Source organism: Microbacterium sp. 5K110 (genome assembly GCF_005774735.1).
In the GTDB taxonomy this organism is placed as follows: Bacteria; Actinomycetota; Actinomycetes; order Actinomycetales; family Microbacteriaceae; genus Microbacterium.
Window position 1 is genome coordinate 1 of the sequence record NZ_VBUM01000010.1, and the last position, 25,588, is coordinate 25,588.

22 protein-coding genes are annotated in these 25,588 nt (G+C 72.2%); 13 read left to right on the forward strand and 9 right to left on the reverse strand.

The annotated features are described in order from the left end of the window. Positions 1 to 120: 120 nt before the first annotated feature. From FE256_RS04390 to allB, 3 genes are all read right to left on the reverse strand, one after another. Entirely contained in the window at positions 121 to 1,737 is a 1,617-nt protein-coding gene (locus FE256_RS04390) for an AtzH-like domain-containing protein (protein ID WP_138173160.1), read from the reverse strand. Between the two features lie 145 nt (positions 1,738 to 1,882). Next, positions 1,883 to 3,067, reverse strand: a complete 1,185-nt coding sequence (locus tag FE256_RS04395; RefSeq protein WP_138173162.1) for an acetamidase/formamidase family protein — start codon at positions 3,065 to 3,067, stop codon at positions 1,883 to 1,885. Beyond that, complete coding sequence (gene allB / locus FE256_RS04400) at positions 3,064 to 4,392, reverse strand: allantoinase AllB (protein WP_171024197.1); 1,329 nt, start codon at positions 4,390 to 4,392, stop codon at positions 3,064 to 3,066. The genes FE256_RS04395 and allB overlap by 4 nt, the downstream gene beginning before the upstream one ends. Before the next feature lie 283 nt (positions 4,393 to 4,675). Between allB and uraD the strand changes: the two genes are divergently transcribed. From uraD to hpxO, 3 genes are read left to right on the forward strand one after another with little or no spacing between them, the layout of a single operon-like run. Continuing rightward, entirely contained in the window at positions 4,676 to 5,203 is a 528-nt protein-coding gene (gene uraD, locus FE256_RS04405) for a 2-oxo-4-hydroxy-4-carboxy-5-ureidoimidazoline decarboxylase (RefSeq protein WP_138173164.1), read from the forward strand. Next, positions 5,200 to 5,520: a hydroxyisourate hydrolase gene (gene uraH / locus FE256_RS04410; protein WP_138173166.1), complete on the forward strand. Its 321-nt coding sequence runs from the start codon at positions 5,200 to 5,202 to the stop codon at positions 5,518 to 5,520. Before uraD ends, uraH begins: the two co-directional genes overlap by 4 nt. A gap of 6 nt (positions 5,521 to 5,526) precedes the next feature. Further along, positions 5,527 to 6,711: an FAD-dependent urate hydroxylase HpxO gene (gene hpxO / locus FE256_RS04415; protein WP_138173168.1), complete on the forward strand. Its 1,185-nt coding sequence runs from the start codon at positions 5,527 to 5,529 to the stop codon at positions 6,709 to 6,711. Positions 6,712 to 6,770: 59 nt separating this feature from the next. On the opposite strand, the gene FE256_RS04420 is transcribed toward hpxO, so the two are convergent. Next, on the reverse strand, positions 6,771 to 7,874 hold the full coding sequence (locus tag FE256_RS04420) for a sensor histidine kinase (protein ID WP_138173170.1): 1,104 nt from the start codon (positions 7,872 to 7,874) through the stop codon (positions 6,771 to 6,773). Beyond that, positions 7,871 to 8,548, reverse strand: a complete 678-nt coding sequence (locus tag FE256_RS04425) for a response regulator (RefSeq protein ID WP_138173172.1) — start codon at positions 8,546 to 8,548, stop codon at positions 7,871 to 7,873. Before FE256_RS04425 ends, FE256_RS04420 begins: the two co-directional genes overlap by 4 nt. A 149-nt stretch (positions 8,549 to 8,697) precedes the next feature. Here FE256_RS04425 and FE256_RS04430 point away from each other — a divergent pair, with 149 nt between their 5' ends. From FE256_RS04430 to FE256_RS04445, 4 genes are all read left to right on the forward strand, one after another. Then, positions 8,698 to 9,207, forward strand: coding sequence for a hypothetical protein (locus FE256_RS04430; protein ID WP_138173174.1), 510 nt, complete (start codon positions 8,698 to 8,700; stop codon positions 9,205 to 9,207). Between the two features lie 43 nt (positions 9,208 to 9,250). Then, a complete protein-coding gene (locus FE256_RS04435; RefSeq protein ID WP_138173176.1) occupies positions 9,251 to 10,459 on the forward strand; it encodes a cation:proton antiporter domain-containing protein in 1,209 nt (402 codons plus the stop codon). Positions 10,460 to 10,590: 131 nt separating this feature from the next. Further along, positions 10,591 to 13,122 (forward strand): bifunctional lysylphosphatidylglycerol flippase/synthetase MprF, encoded by a 2,532-nt coding sequence (locus tag FE256_RS04440; RefSeq protein ID WP_138173177.1) that lies wholly within the window; start codon positions 10,591 to 10,593, stop codon positions 13,120 to 13,122. Between the two features lie 62 nt (positions 13,123 to 13,184). Then, positions 13,185 to 14,405 carry a DUF418 domain-containing protein gene (locus FE256_RS04445; protein ID WP_138173179.1) on the forward strand — a complete coding sequence of 407 codons (1,221 nt, stop codon included), beginning with the start codon at positions 13,185 to 13,187 and terminating at the stop codon, positions 14,403 to 14,405. 78 nt (positions 14,406 to 14,483) lie between these two features. Here FE256_RS04445 and FE256_RS04450 read toward each other — a convergent pair whose 3' ends face one another. Further along, positions 14,484 to 15,008: an adenine phosphoribosyltransferase gene (locus FE256_RS04450; protein WP_138173181.1), complete on the reverse strand. Its 525-nt coding sequence runs from the start codon at positions 15,006 to 15,008 to the stop codon at positions 14,484 to 14,486. A 165-nt stretch (positions 15,009 to 15,173) separates the two neighbouring features. On the opposite strand from FE256_RS04450, the gene FE256_RS04455 reads away from it, so the two are divergent. Both FE256_RS04455 and FE256_RS04460 read left to right on the forward strand, forming a co-directional pair. Next, positions 15,174 to 16,853 (forward strand): glycoside hydrolase family 13 protein, encoded by a 1,680-nt coding sequence (locus FE256_RS04455; RefSeq protein WP_138173183.1) that lies wholly within the window; start codon positions 15,174 to 15,176, stop codon positions 16,851 to 16,853. Between the two features lie 27 nt (positions 16,854 to 16,880). After that, entirely contained in the window at positions 16,881 to 17,879 is a 999-nt protein-coding gene (locus tag FE256_RS04460) for a LacI family DNA-binding transcriptional regulator (RefSeq protein WP_138173251.1), read from the forward strand. 118 nt (positions 17,880 to 17,997) lie between these two features. On the opposite strand, the gene FE256_RS04465 is transcribed toward FE256_RS04460, so the two are convergent. Further along, entirely contained in the window at positions 17,998 to 19,191 is a 1,194-nt protein-coding gene (locus FE256_RS04465; protein ID WP_138173185.1) for an NAD(P)/FAD-dependent oxidoreductase, read from the reverse strand. A gap of 214 nt (positions 19,192 to 19,405) precedes the next feature. Here FE256_RS04465 and FE256_RS04470 point away from each other — a divergent pair, with 214 nt between their 5' ends. Genes FE256_RS04470 through ypfJ form a run of 3 tightly spaced genes read left to right on the forward strand, consistent with a single transcriptional unit; the run spans position 19,406 to position 22,104 of the window. Beyond that, positions 19,406 to 20,620: an amidohydrolase gene (locus FE256_RS04470; protein ID WP_138173187.1), complete on the forward strand. Its 1,215-nt coding sequence runs from the start codon at positions 19,406 to 19,408 to the stop codon at positions 20,618 to 20,620. Positions 20,621 to 20,666: 46 nt separating this feature from the next. Continuing rightward, the gene (locus FE256_RS04475; RefSeq protein WP_138173189.1) at positions 20,667 to 21,170 is read left to right on the forward strand and encodes a hypothetical protein; all 504 of its coding nucleotides are present in this window, start codon (positions 20,667 to 20,669) and stop codon (positions 21,168 to 21,170) included. 55 nt (positions 21,171 to 21,225) lie between these two features. Beyond that, entirely contained in the window at positions 21,226 to 22,104 is an 879-nt protein-coding gene (ypfJ, locus tag FE256_RS04480; protein WP_138173191.1) for a KPN_02809 family neutral zinc metallopeptidase, read from the forward strand. A gap of 145 nt (positions 22,105 to 22,249) precedes the next feature. Here ypfJ and FE256_RS04485 read toward each other — a convergent pair whose 3' ends face one another. After that, a complete protein-coding gene (locus tag FE256_RS04485; RefSeq protein WP_212743475.1) occupies positions 22,250 to 23,503 on the reverse strand; it encodes a wax ester/triacylglycerol synthase domain-containing protein in 1,254 nt (417 codons plus the stop codon). A 5-nt stretch (positions 23,504 to 23,508) separates the two neighbouring features. Then, positions 23,509 to 24,597, reverse strand: coding sequence for a VanZ family protein (locus FE256_RS04490; protein ID WP_252370898.1), 1,089 nt, complete (start codon positions 24,595 to 24,597; stop codon positions 23,509 to 23,511). A 74-nt stretch (positions 24,598 to 24,671) separates the two neighbouring features. Between FE256_RS04490 and FE256_RS04495 the strand changes: the two genes are divergently transcribed. Continuing rightward, complete coding sequence (locus tag FE256_RS04495) at positions 24,672 to 25,529, forward strand: serine hydrolase domain-containing protein (RefSeq protein WP_138173193.1); 858 nt, start codon at positions 24,672 to 24,674, stop codon at positions 25,527 to 25,529. The last annotated feature ends 59 nt before the right edge of the window (positions 25,530 to 25,588 follow it).

Below are 25,588 nucleotides of genomic sequence, written 5' to 3' on the forward strand. Positions count from 1 at the left end.
GGGCGGGAGCGGGCGAAACTCCTGATAAACCGGCGGCGGATGGCACGCGGGGGCGGCCGATCGCCATCTCGGCGCAGAAAATCAGGAGTTTCGCTCGGCCGGGCGACGGGGCAACGCGGCTCATCGGCCGGCCTCCGCACCGACCAGCGCCGAAAGGCGCCGGGCCAGGCGGACCAGCGCGATGTCGGTGCCGGCGCGCGACACCAGGCACACGCCGACCGGTGCGCCGGCGACGGTCAAGAGCGGCACCGAGACCGCGGGGAGCCCCGCCACCGCCGCGGGGGCGGTCATGCGCAGGGTCGCCGCGCGGACGGCATCCACGTCGGCGGTGCGCAGGGGCGCGGGGCCGGGGACGGTCGGGAAGATCAGCACGGCACCGTCGACGAGTTCGGCCAGGGCCGCGGCGAGCGGCTCCAGCTCAGCGCGCGCCGAGGTCTCCTGCGCGGCGGTGATCTGCGACGCGATGCGGAACCGCTCCGCCACCGCCGGACCCACCGCCCCGGGGTGCGCGCGCATCCACTCGCCGTTGTTGCGCCAGGCTTCGGCGCCCTGCACGGTGCGGAACGCCGTGAAGGTGGCATCCAGGTCTCCCGTGTGCACGGCACGGAACGGGGGCGGATCCTCGGATGCCGCGAGCGCGGCGAGCATCCGCGAGAACTCGGTGCGGGTGGCGGGCTCGACGCAGTCGAGAATCTCCTCGGGCACGAGGAAGCGCCACGGCAGGTCATCGCCCGACGCGCCGTAGACGTTCTCGGTCGAGGCCGAGCCGTCGTAGCTCAGGCACCAGTCGGCGACGCGCTGGAGGGTCTCGCCGTCGCGGGTGAGCCAGCCGATCGTGTCGAACGACTGCGCGAGCGGCAGCATGCCCTGTCGCGGCACGAGGTCATACGTCGTGCGGAGGCCCCAGAGGCCCTGGTAGGACGCGGGCACGCGGATGGACCCCGCCGTGTCGGTCGCGAGACCGATGTCGGCGTGGCCCAGGGCGACGGCGGACGCCGGTCCGCTCGACGAGCCGCCGGGCAGCGCACCCACGACGGCGCCGTTCGGCGGAGTTCCGTAGTGCACGTTGTCGCCCGCGATCGAATACGCGAACTCGTCGGTGCGGGCGATCCCCCGCAGCGACGCTCCCGCGCGGAGCAGATCGGCGACGGCCGGGGCGGTGGCCTTCTCGGGGCGGGCCTCCTCGAGGAACGTGGGGTTGCCCGCGCCGATGCGGAACCCCGCGATCGCGAACAGATCCTTCACCGCGACGGTGAGCCCCTCGAGTGGCCCCTCCCACGCGCCCTGCTGGAACGGGTCGCCGACGCTGCGCCAGATCGTGCGGTCCAGCGCCGGGGTGCGCGGGGTCACGTGGGCCGCGGTGATGAGCCACTGCCCGCCGATCCGCTGCCACACCTGCGTCTGCAGCCCCCGCCCGCCGCCGCGGAACGCCGAGACCGAGACAAGGAGCGCGACGTCGTCGCCGAGCGGCCGGTAGTGCACCTCGGCGATCTCGCGCGGAGGGACGCCGCCGCGCAGCGCGCGGAACCCGCTGATCGCGTCGTGCCCGACGAGGAGCCCGCCCGTGTCGCCGCGCAGGGTCTGAGGCCCGGGCGCGAAGAACGCGTCGAGCACATCGAGGTCGTTCGCGACGATCGCGCGTTCGTACGCGTCGAAGGCCTCGCGCAGGTCGGCCGGGATCGATGCGCCGACGGCGGCATCGACCGGGACCGCGCCCGAACCCGTGGCATCCGTCATCGCTCGTCCCTCTCGGACGCGGTGTCGGTCGACGGACCGAGACGCGCGATCGTCGTGGCGACCCACCCCCGTCCGCGGGATACCGACGGGGCGGGAGCGGGCGACGGAGCCTCGGTGCGAGCCAAGGCGCGGGCGAGAGCGGGGGTCACGGGGCGTCTCCCTCGGTGTCAGGGGCGATGGATGCCAGGGGCGCGGGCTCCACGGCGGCAACCGCCGCGAAGTCCGCCTCGCGGATGCGGGCGTGCACCCCCGACACGATGTCGACCACCTGCGAGATGTCGAAGTCGGTCGCGGCGCTGAGGTACGCGTAGGCGAGGTGCTCGTCCATGCCCCAGCGGCCCCCGATCAGCGACAACGACGCGCGGACGCACGCGCGCATCGCGGCATCCAGGTCGGGGTCCATGCCGGTCGGCACGAGGTAGTCGGGGGTCCGCACGAGTGGTCCGGTGATGTCTCCGAACGCCGCGCGGGCGGCATCCGCGGGGATCACCTCGAAACGCAGCGTCGCGCGCAGCGAGGCCTCGAGCGCGGTGAGCGCGACCTCGCCGTCGCCCTGCGCGAAGTGCGGATCGCCGACGTACGCGAGCGCCCCCTCGACCTGCACCGGGAGGAACAGCGTCGTCCCCTCGACGAGCAGGTTGATGTCGATGTTGCCACCGTGGGTGCCGGGCGGAACCGAGTGCGGTCGCTCATGCCCGGCGACGGCGACGCCCATCGTGCCGAGGAACGGTGCGAGCGGGAACGCCACCACCGGCGCGGCGCCCTCCGCGAGGGGCAACGTGCCGTGCAGCACCCCGTCCCGTTCAGCGACGGCGGCGAAGACGCTGACGTTGTGCTCTCCGCGGGGCAGTTCGCCCACGAGCGCGCCCTTGCCGTGGCGGTTCGAGATCACGCCGTACGGCACGCGCGGGGCGAGCTGCTCGACCGTGATCTTCAGCAGATCGCCGGGGTGCGCGCCGCGCACGTGCACGGGGCCGACGACGACGTGCGGGCCGTCGGTCATCACGTCACGGGCGACGGATGCCGCGATCTCGATCGCGTCATCGAGCACATGCTCCGCGGGCACACCGTGCGACGCGAAGTACGCCGCCGGGTCTTTGCCCTGGTCGTCGAGGATGCCCTCATGGCTCACGGTGTCGAACGTCACGGTCTCACCCGACGCGATCTCGAGCACCGCGGCGTCGTCCGCGCACGGAAGCCGCCCCCACAGCACCGTCTCAGGCGTCGCGCGGACGTAGTGGTCGCCGGGGATCGGACCGACGCCGGGCTGCAGGATCGGAGCCTCCGCGCCCCCGGGAACCCGCGCGCCGGGCGCCACCACGGCGCTCATGCCTCGACCACCGTGTTCACGAGCTCGCGCCCCGCGCGGAGCGTCACCGGTTCACCGCGGCGGAACACCGACTCGCCGCGCAGCCACGTCTCGCGTACGACGCCGGTGAGCGTCTGCCCGTGCCACGGCGAGACCGGGTTGCGGTATTCGAGGGCCGTGGCATCCACGACGAATTCCTCGTCGGGAGCGAACGCAACGAGGTGCGCCGGGGCGCCGGGAGCGATGACGCCGAGGCCCACGAGACCCGCGAGGCGGGCGGGCCCTGTGGTCAGTAGGGGCAGCAGATCTTCGAGACGGATGCCGCGCCCCCGCCCCGCGGTATGCACCGACGACAGGCCGGTCTGGAGCCCCGCGATTCCGCCCCAGGCCAGGCCGAAGTCGGGGTTGGACTTGAGCTCCACCGTCGCGGGCGAGTGGTCGCTGACGATGGCGTCGATGGTGCCGTCGACCACCCCCGCCCACAGCAGGTCTCGGTTCGCGGCGCCGCGGATCGGTGGGCAGCACTTGAACGCCGCGGCCCCGTCGGGCACCTCGGCGGCGTCCAGGGTGAGGTAGTGCGGGCACGTCTCGACGGTCAGACGCACGCCCTCGGCCTTCGCGGCACGGACGTCGTCGAGCGCCTCACCGTCGGACACGTGCACGATGTGCGCGCGGGCGCCGGTGCGGCGGGCCGCCTCGACGACCCGGCGGATGGCCGCGCGCTCGCTCTGCGGTGGACGCGTCGCCTCGAAGTCGGCGTAGCGCGGTCCGAGCGGACCGTCGCCGTGCAGATGCGCCGGGTCTTCGGCGTGCACGATGAGCAACCCGTCGAACACGGCGAGCTCGGCGAGACACGCCTCGAGCTGGTTCGCGTCGAGGTGGCCGAACTCGTCGATGCCGCTCGGCGAGAGGAAGCACTTGACCCCGACGACCCCGGCATCCGCCAGCGCGCGGAGCGACCCGAGGTTGTCGGGGACGGCACCTCCCCAGTAGGCCACGTCGACCGCGAGCTTTCCCGCCGCGGCGGCGCGCTTGGCATCCAGGGCTTCGGGGGTCGTCGTGACCGGCGAGCTGTTGAGCGGCATGTCGACCACGGTCGTGACTCCCCCGGCCGCGGCGGCAGCGGTGCCGGTGGCGAAGCCCTCCCACTCGGTGCGGCCGGGCTCGTCGAGGTGCACGTGCGAGTCGACGAGGCCCGGCAGCAGCACAGCGTCGTCGGGCAGCACGCGGTCGGCCATCGGATCGAAGACGGTGACGGCGGTGATCTGGCCCTCGTCGATCACGACCGTGGCGGGAGTGAAACGTCCGTCGACGAACGTGCGGCGGGCCGCGATCCTCGTACTCATGCCGATCACGCTAAGTGCCCCGCGTTTCGCCGATGTAACCGTCATCAACATTCATGCGAACACCTGGGCCGTGGATAGGGTCGCGTCGGCGGGGTTTGGGGCGCGATCTTCCGTTTGGGGCGCAGAATAACGCGCCCCAAACGGAGAAACGCGCCCCAATCCCGACAGCCCGGCCCAGCCACGGCCCCGAACCCAGAGCCGGCACACCACAATGTTCCTCACAGCAACATCGCCGACACATCGCGCCACAGCCCCGTAACGCGCGCGGCATAGCGTGGCGGGCATGCACCTCACCGCCTTCAACACCGCGGATGCCGCCGAGGCCGACGCCGTCGTGCGGGTGTGGGCCGACATCCCGGGGTGGGTGGACGCCGTCGTCGCCGGCCGCCCCTACGCGGATGTCGACGCCCTCGCCGCCTACGCCGGAGACCTCGCCTCCGCCTGGTCGCCGGACGACCTCGCACAGGCCCTGCACGCCCACCCGCGCATCGGCGCCACGGTGTCGGGCGAGAACGCCGAGGCCGCGGCATCCCGACGCGAACAGGCCGCGATGACCACCGCCGCCGACGACGACGTCGCCGCGATCGCGGCCGGCAACGCCGCATACGAAGAGCGTTTCGGCCGCGTGTTCCTCATCCGCGCGGCCGGGCGCACGCCGGGCGAGATCCGCGCCGAACTCGAGCGGCGGCTCGGCAACGGCCCCGACGCCGAGACGGTCGAGGCGACGCGGCAGCTCGCCGAGATCGCGCTGCTGCGCCTGCGGACCACCCTCGCCGACGACGCCCCCGACGAACCGGAGCCCGCCGAATGACGCACCTCACCACCCACGTCCTGGATGCCGCGACCGGAACGCCCGCGGCCGGCATCACGCTGACGCTGGCTCACCTCGACGGCGCGACGATCGACTCGGCGTCCACCGACGCCGACGGGCGCCTCGCGCTCGGCCCCGATCGCCTCGACGACGGCGACTACGCGCTGACGTTCGACACCGGCGCCTACTTCCGCGCCCGCGGCGTCGCGTCGTTCCACCCCGTCGCGACGGTGGCGTTCACCGTCACGGGCGAGGGGCACCTGCACGTGCCGCTGCTGCTGAGCCCGTTCGCCTACACGACCTACCGCGGAAGCTGAGGAGCCATGAAGGTCATCGTCATCGGCGCCGGCGTCGGCGGCACCTCCGCCGCCCTCGCGCTGCAGAAGCTCGGCCACGAGGTCGTCGTCTACGACCGGATGCGCGAGAACCGCCCGGTCGGTGCCGCGCTGTCGCTGTGGTCCAACGGCGTGAAGGTCCTCAACTGGCTCGGCCTCGGCCCCCAGGTCGCCGCCCTCGGCGGTCGCATGGACGACATGGCCTACTACGACGGACACACCGGCGACGAGATGTGCCGGTTCAGCCTGGCATCCGTCACCTCCCAGACCGGGCAGCGGCCCTACCCCGTCGCGCGCGCCGACCTGCAGGCGCTCATGATGGATGCCGTGGGCGCAGGCCACATCCACCTCGGCCGACAGCTGGTCGGGGTCTCCGACGACGGCACCACCGTGACGGCGACGTTCGCCGACGGCACGACCGACACCGCCGACCTGCTCATCGGGGCCGACGGGGCGCGCTCGCTCGTACGGGACTACGTCACCGAGCCCAGCGGCATCCGCCCCGAACGGCGCTACTCGGGCTACGTGAACTACAACGGCCTGGTCGACGCCGACCCGCGCATCGGACCGCCCGAACAGTGGACGACGTATGTCGGCGACGGAAAACGCTGCGCCGTCATGCCGGTCGCGGGCGACCGCTTCTACTTCTTCGTCGACGTGCCGGGCCCATCGGGCGTGCTGGAGGACCGCATGGCCGCGCTCGAGACGGCGTTCGGTTCGTGGGGCGCCCCGGGCGTTCGGGCCCTTCTGGATGCCATCGACCCCGACGCCTCGCTCAACCGCGTCGAGATCTGGGACATCGACCCGTTCGACACGTGGGTGCGGGGGCGCGTGGCGATCCTCGGTGATGCCGCGCACAACACCGCCCCCGACATCGGGCAGGGCGCGTGCTCGGCGCTGGAGGACAGCTTCGCCCTCGGCATCGTGTTCGCCACGACCACCCTCGGCGTCGAGGACTCGCTGAAGCGGTACGAGCGGATCCGCACCGAGCGGGCCGGCGACCTGGTGCTGCGCGCCCGCAAGCGCGCGCACGAGACGCACGCGTTCGACGTCGAGGCCACGCAGGCCTGGTACGACGGCCTGCGCCGCGAGGACGGCACGGGAGTGATCCGCGGGATCGTCGGCAACATCGAGGGCAGCCCGGTCGAGCTCGGCGCCAGCGTGCTGCGCTGATCGGGGCCGCGGCGCGGGCCCGCGGGCGCAGGCGCGAGGCCGGACTCCAGAAGAACCCGTCAGTCCCGCGCGGTTCCGGCGCCCGAGAGCGGGAAGCGCAGCTCGATCTCGTACGCACCGTCGGCCGTCGGTCCCGCGCGGAAGGTGCCGCCGAGCATGTGCGCGCGCTCGGAAAGGCCCAGATGACCGAGCCGAGCGGTCTCGACCGGTGCGGCCACGGGCGCTTCCGGCATCGCATTGCGCACGCGCAGCTGCGCCGTGGTTCCGTCGACGACGCCGGCCGTCACCTCGACGCGGGCGCCGGGAGCATGTTTGCGCGCGTTCGTCAGACCCTCCTGGATCGTCCGATAGATCGCGCGCTGCGCCACCCGCGGCAGGCCCGACGGTAGGGCGATGTCCGCGGTGACGTCGAGATCGGTCGCGTCGAGCAACGCGTCGAGGTGGTCGAGGGTGGGCTGCGGGGTCAGCGGTGCCGCCTCGGGCCCGTCCGCGCGCAACACCATCAGCATCTGCCGCAGTTCCGTGAGAGTGGTCGCCGCCAGGATGCGAATGGTGTCGGCCGTCTCCACGACCTCGGGATCGGCGGCACGCACCATCAGCGCCCCGGCCTGCACAGTGATGAGACTCACCTGATGCGATACGACGTCGTGCATCTCACGGGCCAGGTGAGCGCGCTCCTCGGCGACCGCCTCGCGGGCGGCGAGCCGGTTCTCCTCTTCGCGCACGCGCCGAAGCTCGGACAGGCTCGCGGCCAGCCTGCTCTGGCTGCGGCGCAGACGGCCGATCGCCACAGCGCCGCCCGAGGTCATCGTCGCGTACACCACAGCGAGAAGTAGATCGTTCAGCGATTCGAAGAACTGCCACGATGCGACGAGGCCGAGGAACGTCGCCACCGACGCCACCACCACGACCGTCGTCGACGTCATCAGCGCAGCGACGGTGTACAGGGCGATCACCGAGGCGATCGGTCCGCCCGTCACGAAGAGGGAGGGGAGTGCCAGGGCGACGCTCACCAGCGGAAAACGTCGCCGGAAGAGGAGCCCCGCTGCGGCGACGAGCGTGAGGACGAGCTCGGGCGCGCCCGCGGTGTAGAGATTCAGGATGCCGTCCACCGCCGCCGCCGCGACCAGGGCGAGGTCGATGAGGAGGGCACGACGGTTCATCGGGCACCACCCGCGTCGCGCAGGAGGCCCGCCCGCTCGGCGACGAGGGCGGCCGAGACACGACCATCGACACCGAGCTTGCCGAGGATCGAGCTGATGTGCGCCTTCACCGTGGCGGGGCTCAGGAACATCGCGGAACCGATCTGGATGTTGGACAGCCCCCGCCCGAGGTGCACGAGGATCTCCTTCTCGCGCTCGGTGAGCTCGGCCACGAGCCGCTCATCGGCTCCGGGCTCCGGCCGCAGATACCCCGCGACCACCGCCCGACTCACCGTCGGCGAGAAGACAACGCCGCCCCCGTGCAGGGTGCGGACGAGTTGCGGGAGCTGACGGGGGTCGGTGTCCTTGACGAGGAAGCCCGCCGCTCCCGCTTCGAGGGCCGCGGCGATGTGATCGTCGGAGTCGAAGGTCGTCAGGATCGCGACCGTCATGGCCCACCCGCGCGCGCGGATCTCGCGGAGCACCTCCAGGCCGTCGCGTCCCGGCATCCGGATATCGAGCAGCACCACATCGGGACGTGCGTCCTCGAGCACGTCCATCGCCTCCACGCCGTCAGCGGTCGCGACCACCTCGATGTCGGGAGCGGCATCGAGGATGTAGGAGAAGCCCGAACGGACGAGTGCCTCGTCATCGACGACGACGACACGGATGGGGGCGGAGGCAGTGGAGGCCATGCGCCCAGGTTAGGGAGTCGGCGGCACCCGGGGAGCGTGACGCGACCTCGTCTACCCGAACGGACCGGAGCGTAGCCGGTCGGCCGGTGCCGAACTCCCGGCGACGAGCGACAGTGGAAAAGTCCCGCCCCCGGTTCAGAGGAGATCGCATGCACGTTGTCGCTCCCGAGCGCGTTCCCACGGCCCGACAGGCCCGGCGCAGACTCATCGTCGGCGGGATCGCCCTTGCGCTCGCGGTGACGCTCTCCATCGTCGCTCTGCCCCTCGGCATCCGGGGCCACGGTGTGGCGCGCCTCGACGAGGCGACGGCAGCCTCGGAGAGCTCCGCCGGGCCGACCGACGAGAGGCCCGGCGCCGTCGAACTCCGAACGGCCCCCGTCGCCTCCCTGACGCGCGATGCCTCGGCAACGGTCGAACTCGTCGACGGGGCGGCCTCGCGCGCGCGGCTGAGCCTGCTCCGTGACGGCGAGTGGGTGGACGGGGGCGACAGACTCGCGCTGAGTCGCGACGAAACCGCCGCCGGGGTCACCCTTCGCGTCCGAGCTCTGACTCCACGGGACGATCGCGAGTGGGATGGCATCGCGACCGTGCGCCTGACCGTTTCGCAGGGCTTCCTCCCCGATGTCGACGAGGTCGACATCGATCTCTTCGCGAGCTGAGCGCTCCGCCCTCGCCCGCCCACCGACACCGCAGGAGCACACGTTGTCCGTCCCCCTTCTCGTCATCGGCGCCGCCCTGCTCATCTGGGCACTGTGGAGCCGGCTGTTCCGCAAGGCCACGGTCAACGGCCCCATCGTCATGACGGCGCTCGGCCTTCTCGCCGGGGCGCTGCTACCGGGCCAGGGTGAGCTGTTCCTGGACTCGAAGGCGACCCTCTTCTTCGCGGAGATCGTGCTCGCCTACCTGCTCTTCGTGGACGCCCTCGAGGTGCGCGGGTCGCTGCGCTCCCACTTCACCGGCGTGCCCGCGCGCCTTCTCGGCATCGGCCTGCCGCTGTCGCTCATCCTGGTGCTCGCCGTCGGACTCGTGCTGCCGCTGGGGCTGTCGATCGCGGTCATCCTGGCCATCGCCTGCATCTCGGTCCCGGCCGACTTCTCACCAGAGACGTCGCTCGTACGCGATAGCCGTGTCCCGGCGCGCGTGCGCCGGTGGTTGAGCATCGAGAGCGGCTACAACGACGGTCTGGTCTCGCCCTTCCTCCTCGGCGCCGTCGCCTTCGCGGCGGCGGGGACGACCTCCGACGCCGGCCGCGCCTTCGCCGTTGCCGCACCGGCCGGTCTCATCGCCATCCTGGTGGGCGCCGTCGCCGGAGCCGTGATCGGTGGAGCGATCCGCTTCGCGGACCGTCGCGGCTGGACGGAGCCGCAGAGCATGCGCATCGCCTTCATCGCCGCGCCGCTGATCGTGTTCGGGTTGGCGCTCGCCCTCCAAGGCAACGGCTTCGTCGCCGTCTTCGTCGCGGGCGTGGCCGTGCGCCTCACCCGCGGCACGGATCCTCTCGCCGCCGCAGAGATCACCCTGCTCGAAGACCTGTCCTGGCTGCTGAACCTGCTGCTGTGGCTCGCCTTCGGCTTCGCCGCGATCGTCCTGCTGAGCGAGACGTACGAATGGTGGCCGGCCATCGTCCTCGCGCTCGTCGCCCTGACGCTCGGCCGGTTCCTCCCCGTCCTCCTCTCGCTGATCGGCAGTGACGCGACGCCGAAGGAGAGACTGTTCGTCGCCGCGATGGGGCCACGCGGCGCGGCATCCATCGTCTTCGGCCTGATCGCCGCCAATGCCCTCCCCGGCGAGGAGGGATTCCTCGTGCTCGCCGCCACGTGCATGGTCGTTCTGGGCAGCGTGGTGCTCCACGGCATCGCCGGGCCGCTGATGGTCCGGTGGCTGTGGCCGGCGCAGGTGGGCGCTCGTTGACCCGGTCGGCAGCGGCGGCACCACCCGATCGGATGCGACCCACGGCCGGATGGCCGATGGCCCCGGAAGCCGCGGCGGGAAGCATGGAGAGGGATGCCGGACCCACGGCATCCACGTCAGACGGAGGACCGATGTCTCAGGTCTCGACCCCGACGGTATCGACGCCCGCGGCGCGGCAGGACCCTCGCACGCCGCGCTCGCGCGCCGCCGTCACCCTCTTGCGCCGGCGCCTCGGCACCGTGTCGATTGCGACGGCCATGGTGGTGGCCAGCGTCGTGACGATGGCCACGGGCGGCGGCAAGCTGGATGCCGGGCCGTTCGACGTCCGCGAGATGCTCTTGGCCCTTCTGCGCGTGGATCAGCCGCTCACCCTGGCTGCGGTGCTCGCGGTCACCCTCGTCGTGTGCGGATTGGCCGAGGGCGTGCTCGGAACCCGTCGCCTTCTGGCGGCGTTCTTCGGCGGCGGCCTGGTCGTTGCCACGATCGGACAGGCGCTCGGCGTCTTCGAGGAGCACGTCATCCCGGCGATCCCCCTCAACGCTCCGCCGGTGGCGGGGGCACCGCCTCTCGCGGCGCTCGTGACGGTCGCCATGGCCGCCAGCTGCTTCGCGTCACCGCTGTGGCGCCGACGCATCCGCCTCGGCAGCATCGTCTTCGCCGTCACGCTCTTCCTCTACGCCGCATCCGCCAGCGACATGTACGCGCTCATCGCCCTCCCGGTGGGCGCGGGCGCGGGATTGCTGATGGGTGGGTCGAGCGCCCCCGGGGTGCTGCGCAGCTCGCTCCGCGAGAAGCGCATCCTCCTGGCCGCCCTGACCGTCATCATCGCCGTGGGCCCGGTGATCGCGACCCTCTGGGGGTCGGGCGCGGGCCTGTTGTCGATCTACGGCTGGCTGTCGTACGACCCCCTCGCGACGGTGAACGATGTCGTCTGCGCCATCGGCTCGAGCGCCGCGCCGTGTCCGGTCCCGCTGAGCGACTACACCGAGCTCCAGCCGTGGGCGGGGTGGATCGCGGCGCTGCCGCAGGTCGTCCTGCTGGTCGCGGCCTGGGGGATCCTGCGCGGGCGGCGCGGCGCACTGCACCTCGCCGTGGCGATCAACCTGATGACGTTCGTCGCGATGGTCGCCCTCGTCGCGCTGAGCGAGATCGACACGCTCGAGCAGCTCGCCGGCGCACGCGAAGCATTCGCCGTCACCGACGTGTGGCAGACCGTGCTCGGCATGGTCGTGGGGGCGCTTCTGCCCCTCGCCGCCGCCGTCCTCCTCCTCCGCTTCCGCTCGGCCGCCCAGATCCCCTCCGGCGCCATCGTCCGCCGCCGCTTCGCCTCGACGATCCTTCTGTCCGCGATCCTCTCCCTCACGATCGCCGTGGTCGGCACCCTCGCCTTCGCGGGCGGGTTCCGCCCGTGGCCGAGCGTGCCGGCCCTGATGGCGACGCTCCCGCTCCGGCTGCTCCCCCCGTCGCTCCTCCCCGCGGAGGCGCTGGCGTTCGTGCCGGCCAGCGGGGCGGCGCAGGTCGTGTGGTACCTGCCGCCGCTGCTCTTCTGGGTCGCGGTCGCCGTGGCATCCGTGCGGTTCATCGCGAACTCTCGGGCCGAGGCCGGGTCGCCTGATCGCGAGCGCGCGCAGACGCTGCTCGCGGCGGGATCCGGGGACACCCTCGGACACATGACGCTCTGGGAGGGCAACTCGTACTGGTTCTCCCCCGACGTCGAGGCCGCGGTCGCCTACCGCGTCCGCGGAGGGTTCGCGGTGACCCTCGGCGGCCCCTTCGGCCCCGACCGCACCTCCCCTACGGTCGGGCGCGCCTTCGCCGATTTCTGCGAGGAACACGGCTGGACGCCGGTCTTCTACAGCGTCGATGAAGCCGACCGCGCGCGTCTGGACTCGCTGGGGTGGCAGCGGCTTCAGGTCGCCGAGGAGGCGCTGATCGACCCGGTCACGTGGATGCCGACCGGAAAGAAGCGCCAGGACGTGCGGACCGCCACCCACCGCGCCGACCGCGAGGGAGTCACCTCGCAGTGGACCCGCTGGAGTGCCCTGACGTTCCTCGAGCGGGGCCAGATCCGCGACATCTCCGAGGCCTGGGTGGCCGACAAGAGCATCCCCGAGATGGGATTCACGCTCGGCTCGACCGAGCAGATCGACGACCCCGCGGTGCGGCTGCTGCTGGCCCGCGACGCGCATGAGCGCATCGTCGCCTTCACGAGTTGGATCCCCGTCCACCGTGACGGCCAGGTGGTGGGCTATGCCCTCGATGTCATGCGTCGCCGGGACGGGGCGATGAACGGCGTGATGGAGTTCCTCATCGGCCGGGCCGTCGAGCAGCTCCGCGCCGACGGCATGACGTTCCTGAGCCTGTCGGGCTCGCCGCTGGCCCGTCATACGTCGGGCGACGAGCACGACCGCAGCTCCCTGGACCGCGGGCTGGATGCCCTCGGCGCGCTGCTCGAGCCCGCGTACGGCTTTCGGTCGCTGGCGAACTTCAAGAAGAAGTTCCAGCCCGTCTTCTCTCCGCTCTGGATGGTCTACCCGGACCCCGCGCAGCTCCCCTCGATCGCGATCGCACTGGTCCGCTGCTACATCCCCGGGCTGACGCTGAGGAAGGCCGCCCAGCTGACCGGAGCGCTCCGCCGCTCCCGCGAGTCGGCGGCTCCCTGAGCCGTGACTCGTCCCGCCCACCGTCCGCTTTACCGCGCCCCACGACCGAACGGAACACGACGATGACGAGCCCCTCTCCCGCCGCGCTCACCCGGTCGACGCCCGAGGGGCCGCCGGCTCCGAAGCGGTTTCGCATCCGGGGTATCGACTTGGCCCGCGGGGTGGCGATGCTCGGCATGCTGGCCGCGCACGTGGGCCCCTCGGCCGACGACGGCACCGTCGTCGGCTCGGTCATGGCCCTGGCGCAGGGGCGGTCGTCGATCCTGTTCGCCACGCTCGCCGGGGTGTCCCTCGCCCTGATGTCCGGGGGCCGCGACATCGGCGCGAGCTCGCGCGTGGCGGCGCAGAAGATCGCCGTCCGCGCCGTCCTGATCCTCGCTCTCGGCACGGCCCTCGTGGCCCTGGGCACCCCGGTCAAGGTGATCCTGGCCTACTACGGGGTGTTCTTCCTGCTCTCTCTGCCCTTCCTCCGCCTTGCGCCTCGGACACTGTTCATCCTTGCCGGCGCCACCGCGGTGGCGGGCCCCATCGCGTCGATGCTCTTGCGGTCCTCGGCCGTCGTCACGGGGGCGCTGGCACAGATCGATCGCGTCGATCCGATCGCCCTCCTCTCGGGAGAAGGGGTGACACGACTTCTGCTGACGGGGGCGTACCCGGCCATCACCTGGATGCCGTTCCTCTTCGTCGGTCTGGGGCTCGGCCGCATCGGCGTCGAACGGCTGCGCAAGGTGCGCCTTCTCGTGTGGGGCGTCGGGCTGATGATCGTCGGGTACGGCGGCGCGTTCGCCGCGCGCCTCCTGGTTCCGGGCGCGGCCCCCACTTGGGAGGCATCGAAGAAGGACTTCGGCAGCATGCTCGACAAGGCCGAGGGCGCCGGGATGAAGCCGTTCGGCGAGGGGAAGCCGACCGGCGAGGTCGAGTGGGCGAGTCTGCTGAGCGCCGACCAGCACACGGGCGCACCGTTGGAGATCATCGGGGGCGTCGGTGCCGCGCTCGTCGTCATCGCCGCCTCGATCTGGCTGTCCTCGCGTCTGCCGCGACTGACGTGGCCCATCGCGGCGGTGGGAACCATGTCGTTGACCGTGTACACCGGGCACGTCCTCGCCATCAACGCGCTCGGGCTCAGCGCGATGCCCGGCGAACCGCTCTGGGTGCTCCTCGCCTTCGCCGCGGTCGCCGCGATCTTCGCCGTGCTGTGGCTGCGCTGGTTCCGCCGCGGTCCGATCGAGTCCGGCATGCACGCGGCCGTCGCCTGGATCAGCGAGCGACCTGGTCGCCGGTGAGCCCCCGGGTCGCCGACGACTCGACGCGGCACGGAAGCGATGCCCGCGCGGTGGGGCACCGGCGCGCAGCCGGCCGCGTCAGACGTGGAAGACCGAGTGCACGTCGCCGCCGAGCACCTCGCGGCCGCCCAGCGCGTCGATCTCGAGCAGCACCGCGGTGCCGGTGACCTCGCCGCCGAGGCGGGCGACGAGCGCGCGGCCGGCCTCGAGCGTCCCGCCGGTGGCGAGCACGTCGTCGAGCAGCAGCACGCGGGTGCCGTCGGCGATGTCGTCGTGCATCTCGATCTCGGCCGTGCCGTACTCGAGCGCGTACGAGACGGATGCCGCGGGCCGCGGGAGCTTGCCGGCCTTGCGGATGGGCACCAGGCCCACGCCCGCCGCGACGGCTGCGGCGCCGGCGAGCAGGAATCCGCGGGCCTCGATGCCGGCGACGACGTCGAAGCGGCCCGCGAAGGGCTCGAGCAGCGCGTCGATCGTGGCGCGCAGGGCCGCGGCATCCGCCAGCAGCGGCGTGATGTCGCGGAACGTCACTCCGACCTCGGGGTAGTCGGGGATGCTGCCGATCAGCGATTCGGCACGGGCGATGGCGGAGGCGTCGGGCACCGCCCCAGCCTAGACGCGGACCTTGTCCCACTTCTGGCGGAGCATGTCCCGATGGTGGCCGGATGCGGGGCGCCGAAGTGGCCATCACTGGGACATGGTTCTGTTGACCGCGGGAACGCCGCCCGGAGTTCGCCACACTGCAAGCGCTTGCACTAGCGTGGTCGCATGACTTTCACGCAGGAGGACCCGCGCCCCGAACTCGCGTCCGCCCCCGGCTCCGAGTGGTGGCGCACCGCCGTCATCTACCAGATCTACCCCCGCTCCTTCGCGGACGCCTCGGGCGACGGCCTGGGCGACCTGCCCGGCGTCACCGCGCACCTCGACGATCTGCAGCAGCTGGGGGTGGATGCCATCTGGCTCAGCCCCTTCCAGCGGTCGCCGCAGAAGGACGCGGGGTACGACGTCGCCGACTACCGCGACGTCGACCCGATCTTCGGCACCCTGGCCGACTTCGACGCGATGCTCGCGGGCGCGCACGAACGCGGCATCCGGGTCATCGTCGACCTCGTGCCGAACCACTCCAGCGATCAGCACGTCTGGTTCCAGGAGGCCCTCGCCGCGGCCCCGGGCAGCCCCGAGCGGGCGCGGTACATCTTCCGCGACGGCACGGGCGAGAAGGGCGAACTGCCCCCGAACAACTGGGAGAGCGTCTTCGGCGGCGGCATGTGGAAGCGCGTCGCCGAGGCCGACGGCGCCCCCGGCCAGTGGTACCTGCACATCTTCGACGAGTCGCAGCCCGACTTCGACTGGACCAACCCCGAGGTGCGCGCGGAGTTCCGCGACGTCCTGCGCTTCTGGCTCGACCGCGGGGTCGACGGCTTCCGCGTCGACGTCGCGCACGGCCTCATCAAGGCCGAGGGCCTCCCCGATTACACCCCGGACCCCGACGCCGGCTCCATGGGCGGCGACGCCGAAGAGGTGCCCTACTGGGGCCAACCCGGCGTGCACGAGGTGTGGCGCGAGTGGCACGACGTGCTCTCCGAGTACGACGGCGACCGCGCGCTGTGCGCCGAGGCGTGGCTCCCCACCGTCGCGCAGACGGCACTGTGGGTCCGCCCCGACGAGATGCACCAGGCGTTCAACTTCCACTACCTCGAAACCACGTGGGATGCCGAAGCCCTCCGCACCGTGATCGACGAGTCGCTCGACGAGTACGGTGCCGTCGGCGCACCGAGCACGTGGGTGCTGTCGAACCACGACGTCGTGCGTCATGCCTCGCGTCTCGCGCTGACGGCCGAGAACCCGCAGGGCGCGGGTATCGGACCGAAGTCCCCGGGCCAGCCCGACCCCGTGAAGGGTCTGCGCCGCGCCCGCGCCGCGACCTCGCTGATGCTGGCGCTCCCCGGTTCGTCGTACCTGTACCAAGGCGAGGAACTGGGCCTGCCCGAGGTCATCGACCTGCCCGACGACGCGCGTCAGGACCCGACGTGGTTCCGCACGAACGGCGAGCGCTACGGCCGCGACGGCTGCCGCGTGCCGATCCCGTGGACCGCCGACGCCCCCGCGTACGGCTTCAACGACACCGGCGCCGCCTGGCTGCCGCAGCCGGCCGAGTGGGCCGAGCTCGCCCGCGACGTGCAGGTGGACGACCCGGCCTCGACGCTGTCGCTCTACCGCTCGCTCCTGGCGGAGCGTCGCGCGCGCGGCCTCGGCGCGGGCGCGCTGGAGTGGCTCGACGGGTTCGGCAACGACGTGGTGGCGTTCCGCAACGGTCCCGTCACCGTGATCGCCAACCTCGGCGACACCGCTGTCGCGCTGCCGGAGGGCGAGATCCTGATCGCGAGCGGCCCGCTCGACGGCACGGGGCTCCCCACCGACACGACGGTCTGGATCGCCGCGGCCTGAGCCGTGGCATCCGGTTCCCGCGAGACCGTGGTCGGCATCGACGACGTCGCCCGACGGGCGGGCGTGTCGACGGCCACGGTCTCGCGGGCTCTGAGCGGGCGCGGGCAGGTGTCGTCGGGCACGCGCGCGCGGGTGCTCTCGGCCGCCGAGGAGTTGGGTTACGTCGTCTCGGCGGCCGCGTCGAGCCTCGCGAGCGGGCGGTCCCGTGCGATCGGCGTGGTCGTGCCGCTGCTGGACCGGTGGTTCTTCAGCACCGTGCTCGCCGGGATCTCCGACGGCCTCGTGCGCGAGGGCTACGACATCACGCTCTACAGCGTGAGCACCGACCCCGCCGAACGTCGCCGCGTCTTCGACGACCACCTGCGGCGCCGACGCATCGACGGCGTCATCACGATCGCCCTCGAACTGGACGCCGAGGAGTCGACGCTGCTGCGAGGACTCGGCATCCCGATCGTCGCGATCGCCGGACCGACACCGTTGCTGACGACCCTCACCGTCGACGACCTCGCCGTCGGCCGCGTCGCCACCCGGCATCTGCTCGACCTCGGGCACCGGCGCATCGCGCACATCGGGGCGGATGCCACCACCGACGCCGTCTCGTCCGTGCCGGCGCTGCGTCGTCGGGGCTTCGCCGACGAGATGGATGCCGCGGGCGCGGTGCCGCTGTTCGCCGCCGCGGATTTCACGATCGAGGGAGGATCGGGCGCGGCCCGGTGCCTGTTCGGCGGGGACGGGCGCCCGACCGCGATCTTTGCCGCCTCGGACGAGATGGCGATCGGTGCCGTGCTCGCCGCCCGCGAGGCGGGGCTGCGGGTACCGGAGGACGTCTCGATCATCGGCGTCGACGGCAACGACCTGGGCCGGTGGTTCGGCCTGACCACGATCGACCAGTTCGCCCGCGGCCAGGGCGAGCGGGCCGCCGAGGCCGTGCTCGCCGAGCTCGACGGCGCCGCGCCCGCCGCGCGCCGCGGCACCCTGCCGTTCGCACTGCTCGAGCGCGGGTCGACGGCGCCGCCCGCGGCCTGAGCGGGCGCCGCGCGCCCGGGAGCTGCAGCCTCCGGGGGTGCACAACTCCGGCGAATCAGCCCAGACACCGCGCGCAGCGCACCACACCGGCGAAACTGCCGGAGTTGTGCAGGCCCGGTCAGCGGATGCGGCCGACCAGGTCGTCGTGCATGAGAGTGTCGGCCTCGGCCAGCACGGCGCGAGCGGCGTCGCGGGCGTCCTCGACGTTCCACAGCAGCACGCCCACGACGCGATCGTCGTCGAGGTAGTAGACGACACCGCGGTCGGTGTCGATCCAGTCCTCCACCGTCTCGAGCGACGAGTCGAGCGTTCCGACCGCTTCGTACCGGATGCCGAACACCGCCGAGTAGTAGTACGGCGTGTGCGTGTACGGCTCCCCGGCGCCCGCGAGGTTGCGGCCTGCGGCCCGGCCCATCTCGTTGGCGTTGTCGACGTGCTCGACGCGGCGACGTCCGAGGATCCGATCGGGGTAGCTCGCGATGTCGCCGGTGGCCCAGACATCCTCCGCCGTGGAGCGCAGCTGCGCGTCGACCACGATGCCGTCCTCGACCGTGAGCCCGGCGGCCTCGGCGAGGTCGGTGGCGATCTCGATGCCCAGGCCGCTGACGACCGCGTCGGCGCGGATCTCGTCACCGTTCTCGAGTGCGAGACGGATGCCGGCGGCACCCGCTGCGCCGCCCGTGACCTTCGCGCCCGCGACGATCTCGACCCCGGCATCGCGGAACAGCCTTTCGAACCGCTCCGCGAGGGCGGGCGGGAACACCGCGTCGCCGAGGACGGCCCCGGTGTGGATCAGGACGGTGTTGACGTCGTTCTGCACGAGGGCCGCGGCGAGCTCGGAGCCGATGTATCCGCCACCGACCACGGCGATGCGGTCGACGTCGTGCGCGAGGGCGCGGAGGCGCCGGTAGTCGGCGGCCGTACGGAACGACAGCGCCCGCTCGCCGTTCGTGCCGTCCTCGATCGGGAGCGGCACCGGGTGCCCGCCGGTCGCGACGAGCAGCTTGCCGTACTCGAACGTCTCGCCGGCGGCATCCACCTCGTGAGCCTCGGGACGGATCGCGGTCGCCCGCGTCCGCAGCCGGAGGTCGGCGCCGGTGTCATCGACGGTGTTCAGCGGCACCTTGTCCCACGTGAACTCGTCGTCGGTCCACAGTTTCTTGCTCAGCGCGGGCCGCGTGTACGGCTCCTCGATGTCGTCGCTCAGGATGCCGATCGACCCGGCCGCATCGATCTCGCGGATGCCGCGGGCAGCCGTGTCGGCGACCATTCCGCCGCCGACGATGAGGTAGTCGAAGTGTGTCGTGGCCATGCATCCAGCCTCGCCGCCGCCGTCGTCCGCCCGGGACGGCTGGACAGGGGACGTGGCATCCGGTACCGGAGACCCGGCGCGACGGTTTCGGTGTCCCAGACATGCGGATGCCACGATCGAACGTCCGCGTGTCTTGGACACTGAACCGCGGGGGGGGTGCCGCGGCACGGAAGCGCACGGGACACCGCGACGACGCGGCGCATAGGCTCGGGGCATGAGCGTCGACCTCGAGAGCCTGTACACCGACCTGCACGCGCACCCCGAGCTGTCGTTCCAGGAGACGCGGACCGCGGGCGTCATCGCGCGGCACCTCGCCGACCTGGGACTCGAGGTCGAGGAGGGCGTCGGCACGACCGGGGTCGTCACGAAGATCGACAACGGCCCCGGTCCCGTGGTGTGGCTGCGGGCCGACATGGACGGCCTCCCCGTCGAAGAGAAGACGGGGCTGCCCTACGCCAGCACCGCGCGCGGCACCGACCCTGCCGGCACCACCGTCCCCGTCATGCACGCGTGCGGCCACGACATGCACGTCACGGCCTTGATCGGCGCGCTCGAGCGACTCGTCGCCACCACCGCGGAGTGGTCGGGCACGGTCGTCGCGGTGTTCCAGCCCGCCGAGGAGTACGGCGCAGGATCCCAGGCGATGATCGCCGACGGCGTGCTCGACCGATACCCGCGCCCCGACATCGTGCTGGGGCAGCACGTGACCCCGCTCCCGGCCGGCACGATCGGCGTGCGCCCCGGCACGCAGATGGCAGCCTCCGACGGACTCACCGTCGTGCTCCATGGCCGTGGCGGGCACGGCTCGCGCCCGCACTCCACGATCGACCCGGTCGTCATGGCCGCCGCCACCGTCATGCGCCTGCAGACCGTCGTCTCGCGCGAGGTCGACCCGCGCGACGTCGCCGTCGTGACCGTCGGCTCGATCCACGCGGGGCTGAAGAACAACATCATCCCCGCCGAGGCGAAGCTCGAGCTCAGCCTCCGCTACCCCGACGACGTCGCGCGTGAGCGCGTGATGAGCAAGGTCGAGCGGATCGTCCGCGCCGAAGCCGAGGCCTCCGGAGCCGAGCAGACGCCGACGATCACGACCGACCACTCCCTGCCGCCGACGATCAACGACCCGGATGCCACGGCCCGTCTGACCGCGACCTTCCGTCGGACGTTCGGCGAGGCGAGCGTCGTCGACCCCGGCATGTTCACCGGCAGCGAGGACGTGTCGTGGTTCGCCCGCGAGTCCGGCGCGCCGCTCGTGTTCTGGTTCTGGGGCGGAGTGGATCCGCAGGTCTTCGCCGACGCCCTGGCCGGCGGCACGATCGAGCGCGACATCCCCACCAACCACTCGCCGTTCTTCGCCCCCCTGATGCAGCCCACGATCGATCGCGGAGTCGAGAACCTCGTCGTCGCGGCGCGGGAGTTCCTGGACTGATCGGGGCCTCCGTGTGAGGGTGGAGGGGACCCCCGGGGAGGCCACCATGACCGTCACGCAGCAAGAGTCGCCGAGCGACGTGCTGCTTCCGGGCGCCGCGATCATCGTCAGCATCCGCACCCTCCTCATCTGGGCCATCGTGGCGGCGGCGATGCTCGCGACGTTCCTCCACGGCTCGATGAGCAGCTGCTCGGGTGGAGCGACCGGCAGCGGTGGGTTCCTCGACGCCGACGGGCAGCCGACCGACATCGCACCGATGTGCGGCTCGGTCACGATGAGCGCGAGCCCGCTCGTCTACGTCGCGATCGCCCTGATCGTGGTGCTGTCGTTGACGCGGATGCTGAGACGCGCCGACACGATCGACGACGCGCTGCGGGTCGTGAACAACGCCCGCATGGCGATCGTGGTGCTGACGCTCGTGACGTTCGCCGTCGGGTTCTGGGCGATCTCCACCGTCCGCGTCGACGACTGGAGCAGCTACTCGCTGCTGCACCCGTTCCCCTTCGCGACCTACGACATCTCGACGCGCCCGATGGGCGCGACCGGCTGATCCGCCCGGTTCAACCCCCCACCGGAGCCGCTCGCCGCGCGCTACCGTCTCGGACGTGACGTTCAACGACAACGCCCGCGTGGGCGGCAATTCGGCTCGACGCCGTGGCGGCACGGTGGCCGCGGTCGGCGGGGGCGCGGTGGGTCTCGGTGCGGTCGTCGTGCTGCTGATCTCGCTCTTCACCGGCACCGACCTGACCGGACTCTTGGGCGACGGCGGTGGAAACCCGGCCGCTCCCGCCGGCGGCGGCGAGCGCATCGCGAGCTGCGAGACGGGTCAGGATGCCAACCGCAACGACGATTGCCGCCTCGCGGCCGCATCGCTCAACATCGACCAGTTCTGGCAGAAGACCCTCGAGGGGTACCGCGAGCCGCAGCTCATCATCGTCGACGGGTCGACCTCGACCCGGTGCGGGACGGCGTCGAACGCGACCGGGCCGTTCTACTGCCCGCCGGAGGAGACGGTCTACGTCGACCCGACGTTCTTCGCCCTCCTGCGCGAACAGTTCGACACCACCGCGGGTCCGCTCGCGCAGCTGTACGTCCTCGCACACGAGTACGGCCATCACGTGCAGAAGCTCATCGGCGTCATGGAGCAGCACCCGAACAACGGCACGGGACCGGCGAGCAACGGTGTCCGCACCGAGCTGCAGGCCGACTGCTTCGCGGGCGCGTGGGTGGCGGACGCCGGCGACCAGGTCGACGAGAACGGCACGCCCTACCTCGAACCTCCCACGACGCAGGAGATCACGGACGCCCTGGCTGCCGCGGCATCCGTCGGCGACGACCACATCCAGGCCGAATCGGGCGGGGTCGTCAACCCCGAGAGCTGGACCCACGGCTCGAGCGAGCAGCGTCAGCGCTGGTTCGAGGCCGGGCGCGCGGGCGGCGTGAACGCGTGCGACACGTTCGCGGTGCCGGCGGGGAGCCTGTAAGGTCCGCCGGCGCTCTCGCCCCCTGAGCCTCGTCCCACTTCTGGCGGTGCATGTCCCACATAAGAAGACCGAAACGGCACTATGTGGGACGAGGTTCGCCCGTCACGGCAGCGGGCCAGCGCTGAGCAGAGGTGTGAGTGCGACGTCAGCCGGCAGCCCCGCGCAACGCCTCCCACGCGTCGTGCGCGGCATCGGCGAACGCCTCCACGTCGGGAACGGCGACAGGGTCGACGCAGAAGCCCACGCCGAGCCACCGGTCGTTCGAGATCGCCGCTACCCGCAGCGCGTGGTGAGGCGCGGGCTCCGACGACGTGTAGACGTGTGTCACGCGTCGCCCCGCGACACCGACCGCGACCCGCGGCCCCGGCACGTTCGACACCGACAGCGCGAAGGCCCGGGGGCCGTCGGCGAAGCCGCGCAGAGCGGACCCGACCGAGCCCGCGGCCGCGAGCGCGTGGAACAGGTCGTCGAGCGAGCGCGCGTCGTGGCCGTGCTTGCGCTCCCGGGTCTGGGCGCTGAGCAGATCGAGGCGGCGCACATCGTCGACCTCGTGCAGGCAGAGGTCGACGTCGATGAACGAGTCGCGGTTGCCGACGGTCGCGGCGTCCTCCCCCGCCTCGTGCAGACTCACCGGCACCTGAGCGTTGAGGTGCGGCACGTGCCCGCGCCGCTCGAGCACACGGCGCACCGCTCCGCCGACGACGGCCAGCAGCACGTCGTTCACGGTCGCGTGATCCGGCCGCGACGCCCCCACCTCGCGGGCCTCGCGCAGCGGCACGTCCGCGAATGCCAGCGCCCGCAGGGCCGTGAGCGGGCGGTCGAACGGCGACGGAGAACCCGGGTGACCCAGCTCGCGGGCGAGGGTGAGCGGCATCCGTTCCCACTCCCGCCAGCGGGTCGGACGGGCCTCGGGATCGCGGATGCCGACGTCGTGCGCCGGGGCGTCGTGCGGCTCGAACACCACCGTGTCCAGGAAGCGGACCGCCGTGATGCCGTCGGCCATCGCGTGGTGCACGCGGATCGCCAGGGCCTCGCGGCCGTCGGCCAGAGGGCCGATGAGGTCGATCGTCCACAGCGGTCGGGCGCGGTCGAGCGGTTCCGACATCAGCCGGCCGACGACGGAACGCAGTTCGACGGGATCCGCGGCCGGGAACTTCCGCACGTGGGCGCGCGGGTCGAGGTCGTCCACGTCCTGCCACGATGGCCCGTCGGGGCCGTCGACGACCCGTTGCTGCGCCCGCGGGAAAGCGGCGAGACGGGCGAGCACGCCCGCGCGCACGGCATCCAGGTCGAGCGCCGTGCCGGGCTCGAGGATCAGCAGCTTCAGCGCGTGCCCGCGGACCGCGTCGGATTCGAGCGCGAGGATGCGCGCATCGTCCGGAGAAAGAGGCTCCCCCATGCCGATCAGCGTAGGCGTCCCGACGGGGCATCCACCGTCGGGCTCACGACGCCCTCGCGGTCGTCGACCAGGCGCCGGCGGCCGATCCAGCCGGTGAGACCCCGACCGTCGCGCCACACGAAGAGCAGCACCACGGTCGCGAGCGCGAGCAGGAACGCCGACAGCGACCACGGCGCGGGAAGGCTCTGAAGCACGGTGTAAGCCGCGGCCCCGGTGAGGAATCGCAGCGGCCGCGCCAGCCAGCGCGGCAGCACGCCGTCGGTGTACCGCACGCGGGTCGCGAGGTCGCCGATCGAGCGACCCGTGCCGAGGATCACGACCAGCCACACGAGCGCGGCCACGGTGTTCCCGGCGACCGAGGCGATGTCGCCGGTACGGCCGGGGTCGCCCACGACCAGCAGCAGCACCGCCTGCACCGCCACCGCCACACCCGAGCCGACGAGCCCGACCCCGACGACATCGCACAGGATGCCGAGCAGGCGACGCCCGCGCGTGACGGGGCGGGGGATCTCGGCATCCGGGGTCTTCTGCGCGCCACGGTGCTTCTTGGGCACCGCGAAGGCGAGGAGCGATCCGAGGAGGGCGCCGAAAGTGTTGACGATGAGGTCATCGACGTCGAAGACACGGTACGCGCACGGGAAGATGCCCCATACGCCGGTGAGTTGCGTCGTCTCGATGATCCCCGAGATGCCCAGGCCCACCAGGCCCGCGATCAGGATGCCGCGGCCCCCGAGCACCCGCAGGAAGAACCCCAGGGGCACGAACAGCAGCACGTTCAGCGCGACCTGCAGCACGACAGGATCGGTGAGGTAGCGGCCCGAGACCGCGACGGCCGCGCGGATCTCGTCGACGAACTCGAACGGCCGCAAGTTCCGGCCGGCGCACCGGTAGTCGTCGGAGTCGGGCACCGGGACGAGCGTGTAGGTCCAGATGGCCCAGAAGTACACCGCCGCACCCGCCCACAGCAGGGTGCGGCCGGTGGTCAGTCCGCCGCGACGGCGGTAGCTGACCGCGACGAAGGGGATGAAAGCGAGAAACGCGACGATTCCGCCGAGGGCGACCGCGAGCATGCCCGGCCCGAGGATGTTGTTCACTCCGCGATCCTAGGCATGCGCGACAGCCGATGCCGGGCGAGCGCCCGGACGGGCGGGCTCGTTAGCCTGGGACGATGACCCGCGCCGACGACCTCCGCGATCGCCTCGTCGCTCGGATCGACGCCACCGGATTCACCGCGCACGGTCTCCACGTGCGGTCGGGCGACGAGGTCGCCGAGTACCGGTGGACTCCCGACGTGCGCGAGGAGATCCACTCGGTCAGCAAGTCCGTCTGCACGCTCGCGGCGCGGTTCGCCGTCGCCGAGGGCCTGGTCGGGCTCGACGAGCCGGCCGAGGCGATCGCCCCCGACCTGGCCGCGGGCGCGCAGACCACCCTCCGCCGCCTGCTGTCGATGACGAGCGGCATCGACTTCCCGTGGTCGGCGACGATGATGACCGACTGGCCGGATGTCGCCGGGGAGTTCCTCTCCCGCCCGTCGCGGGGCCGTGTCTTCCAATATTCCAACGCGAGCACATACACGGCGATGGCTCTTCTCGCGCATCGCGTGGGCGACGTCGCCGCCTTCCTCGAGCCGCGCCTGTTCGCCCCTCTCGGGCTCGAGGGCCTCGAGTGGCGACGCTGCACGCACGGGCGCATCCTCGCCGGCGAGGGACTGTCGCTGCGGACGGAGGAGATGTCGAGGCTCGGCGCGCTCCTGCGCGACCGCGGCGTCTGGAACGGGCGTCGCGTGATCCCCGCGGAGGGGGCGGATGCCGTGCACACGGCATGGGTCGACACGGGCGGCGACACCGACGGGTACCGCCGATACGCGCAGGGCGCGTGGGACGGACCGGGGCCGGCATGGCGCCTGCACGGGGCGTACGGACAGCTGGTGGTCGTCACCGGCGACACGGTCGTGACGATCTCGGCGGACGACCACCTCGGGGCGGACGCCGTGGCCGCCTACGCGGCCGAGATCGCGGCATCCTGACCCTGCTGTGGTCACGGTCTGGCGACGACGGAGTGAACCCCGTGCGCGTCGGATTGCGC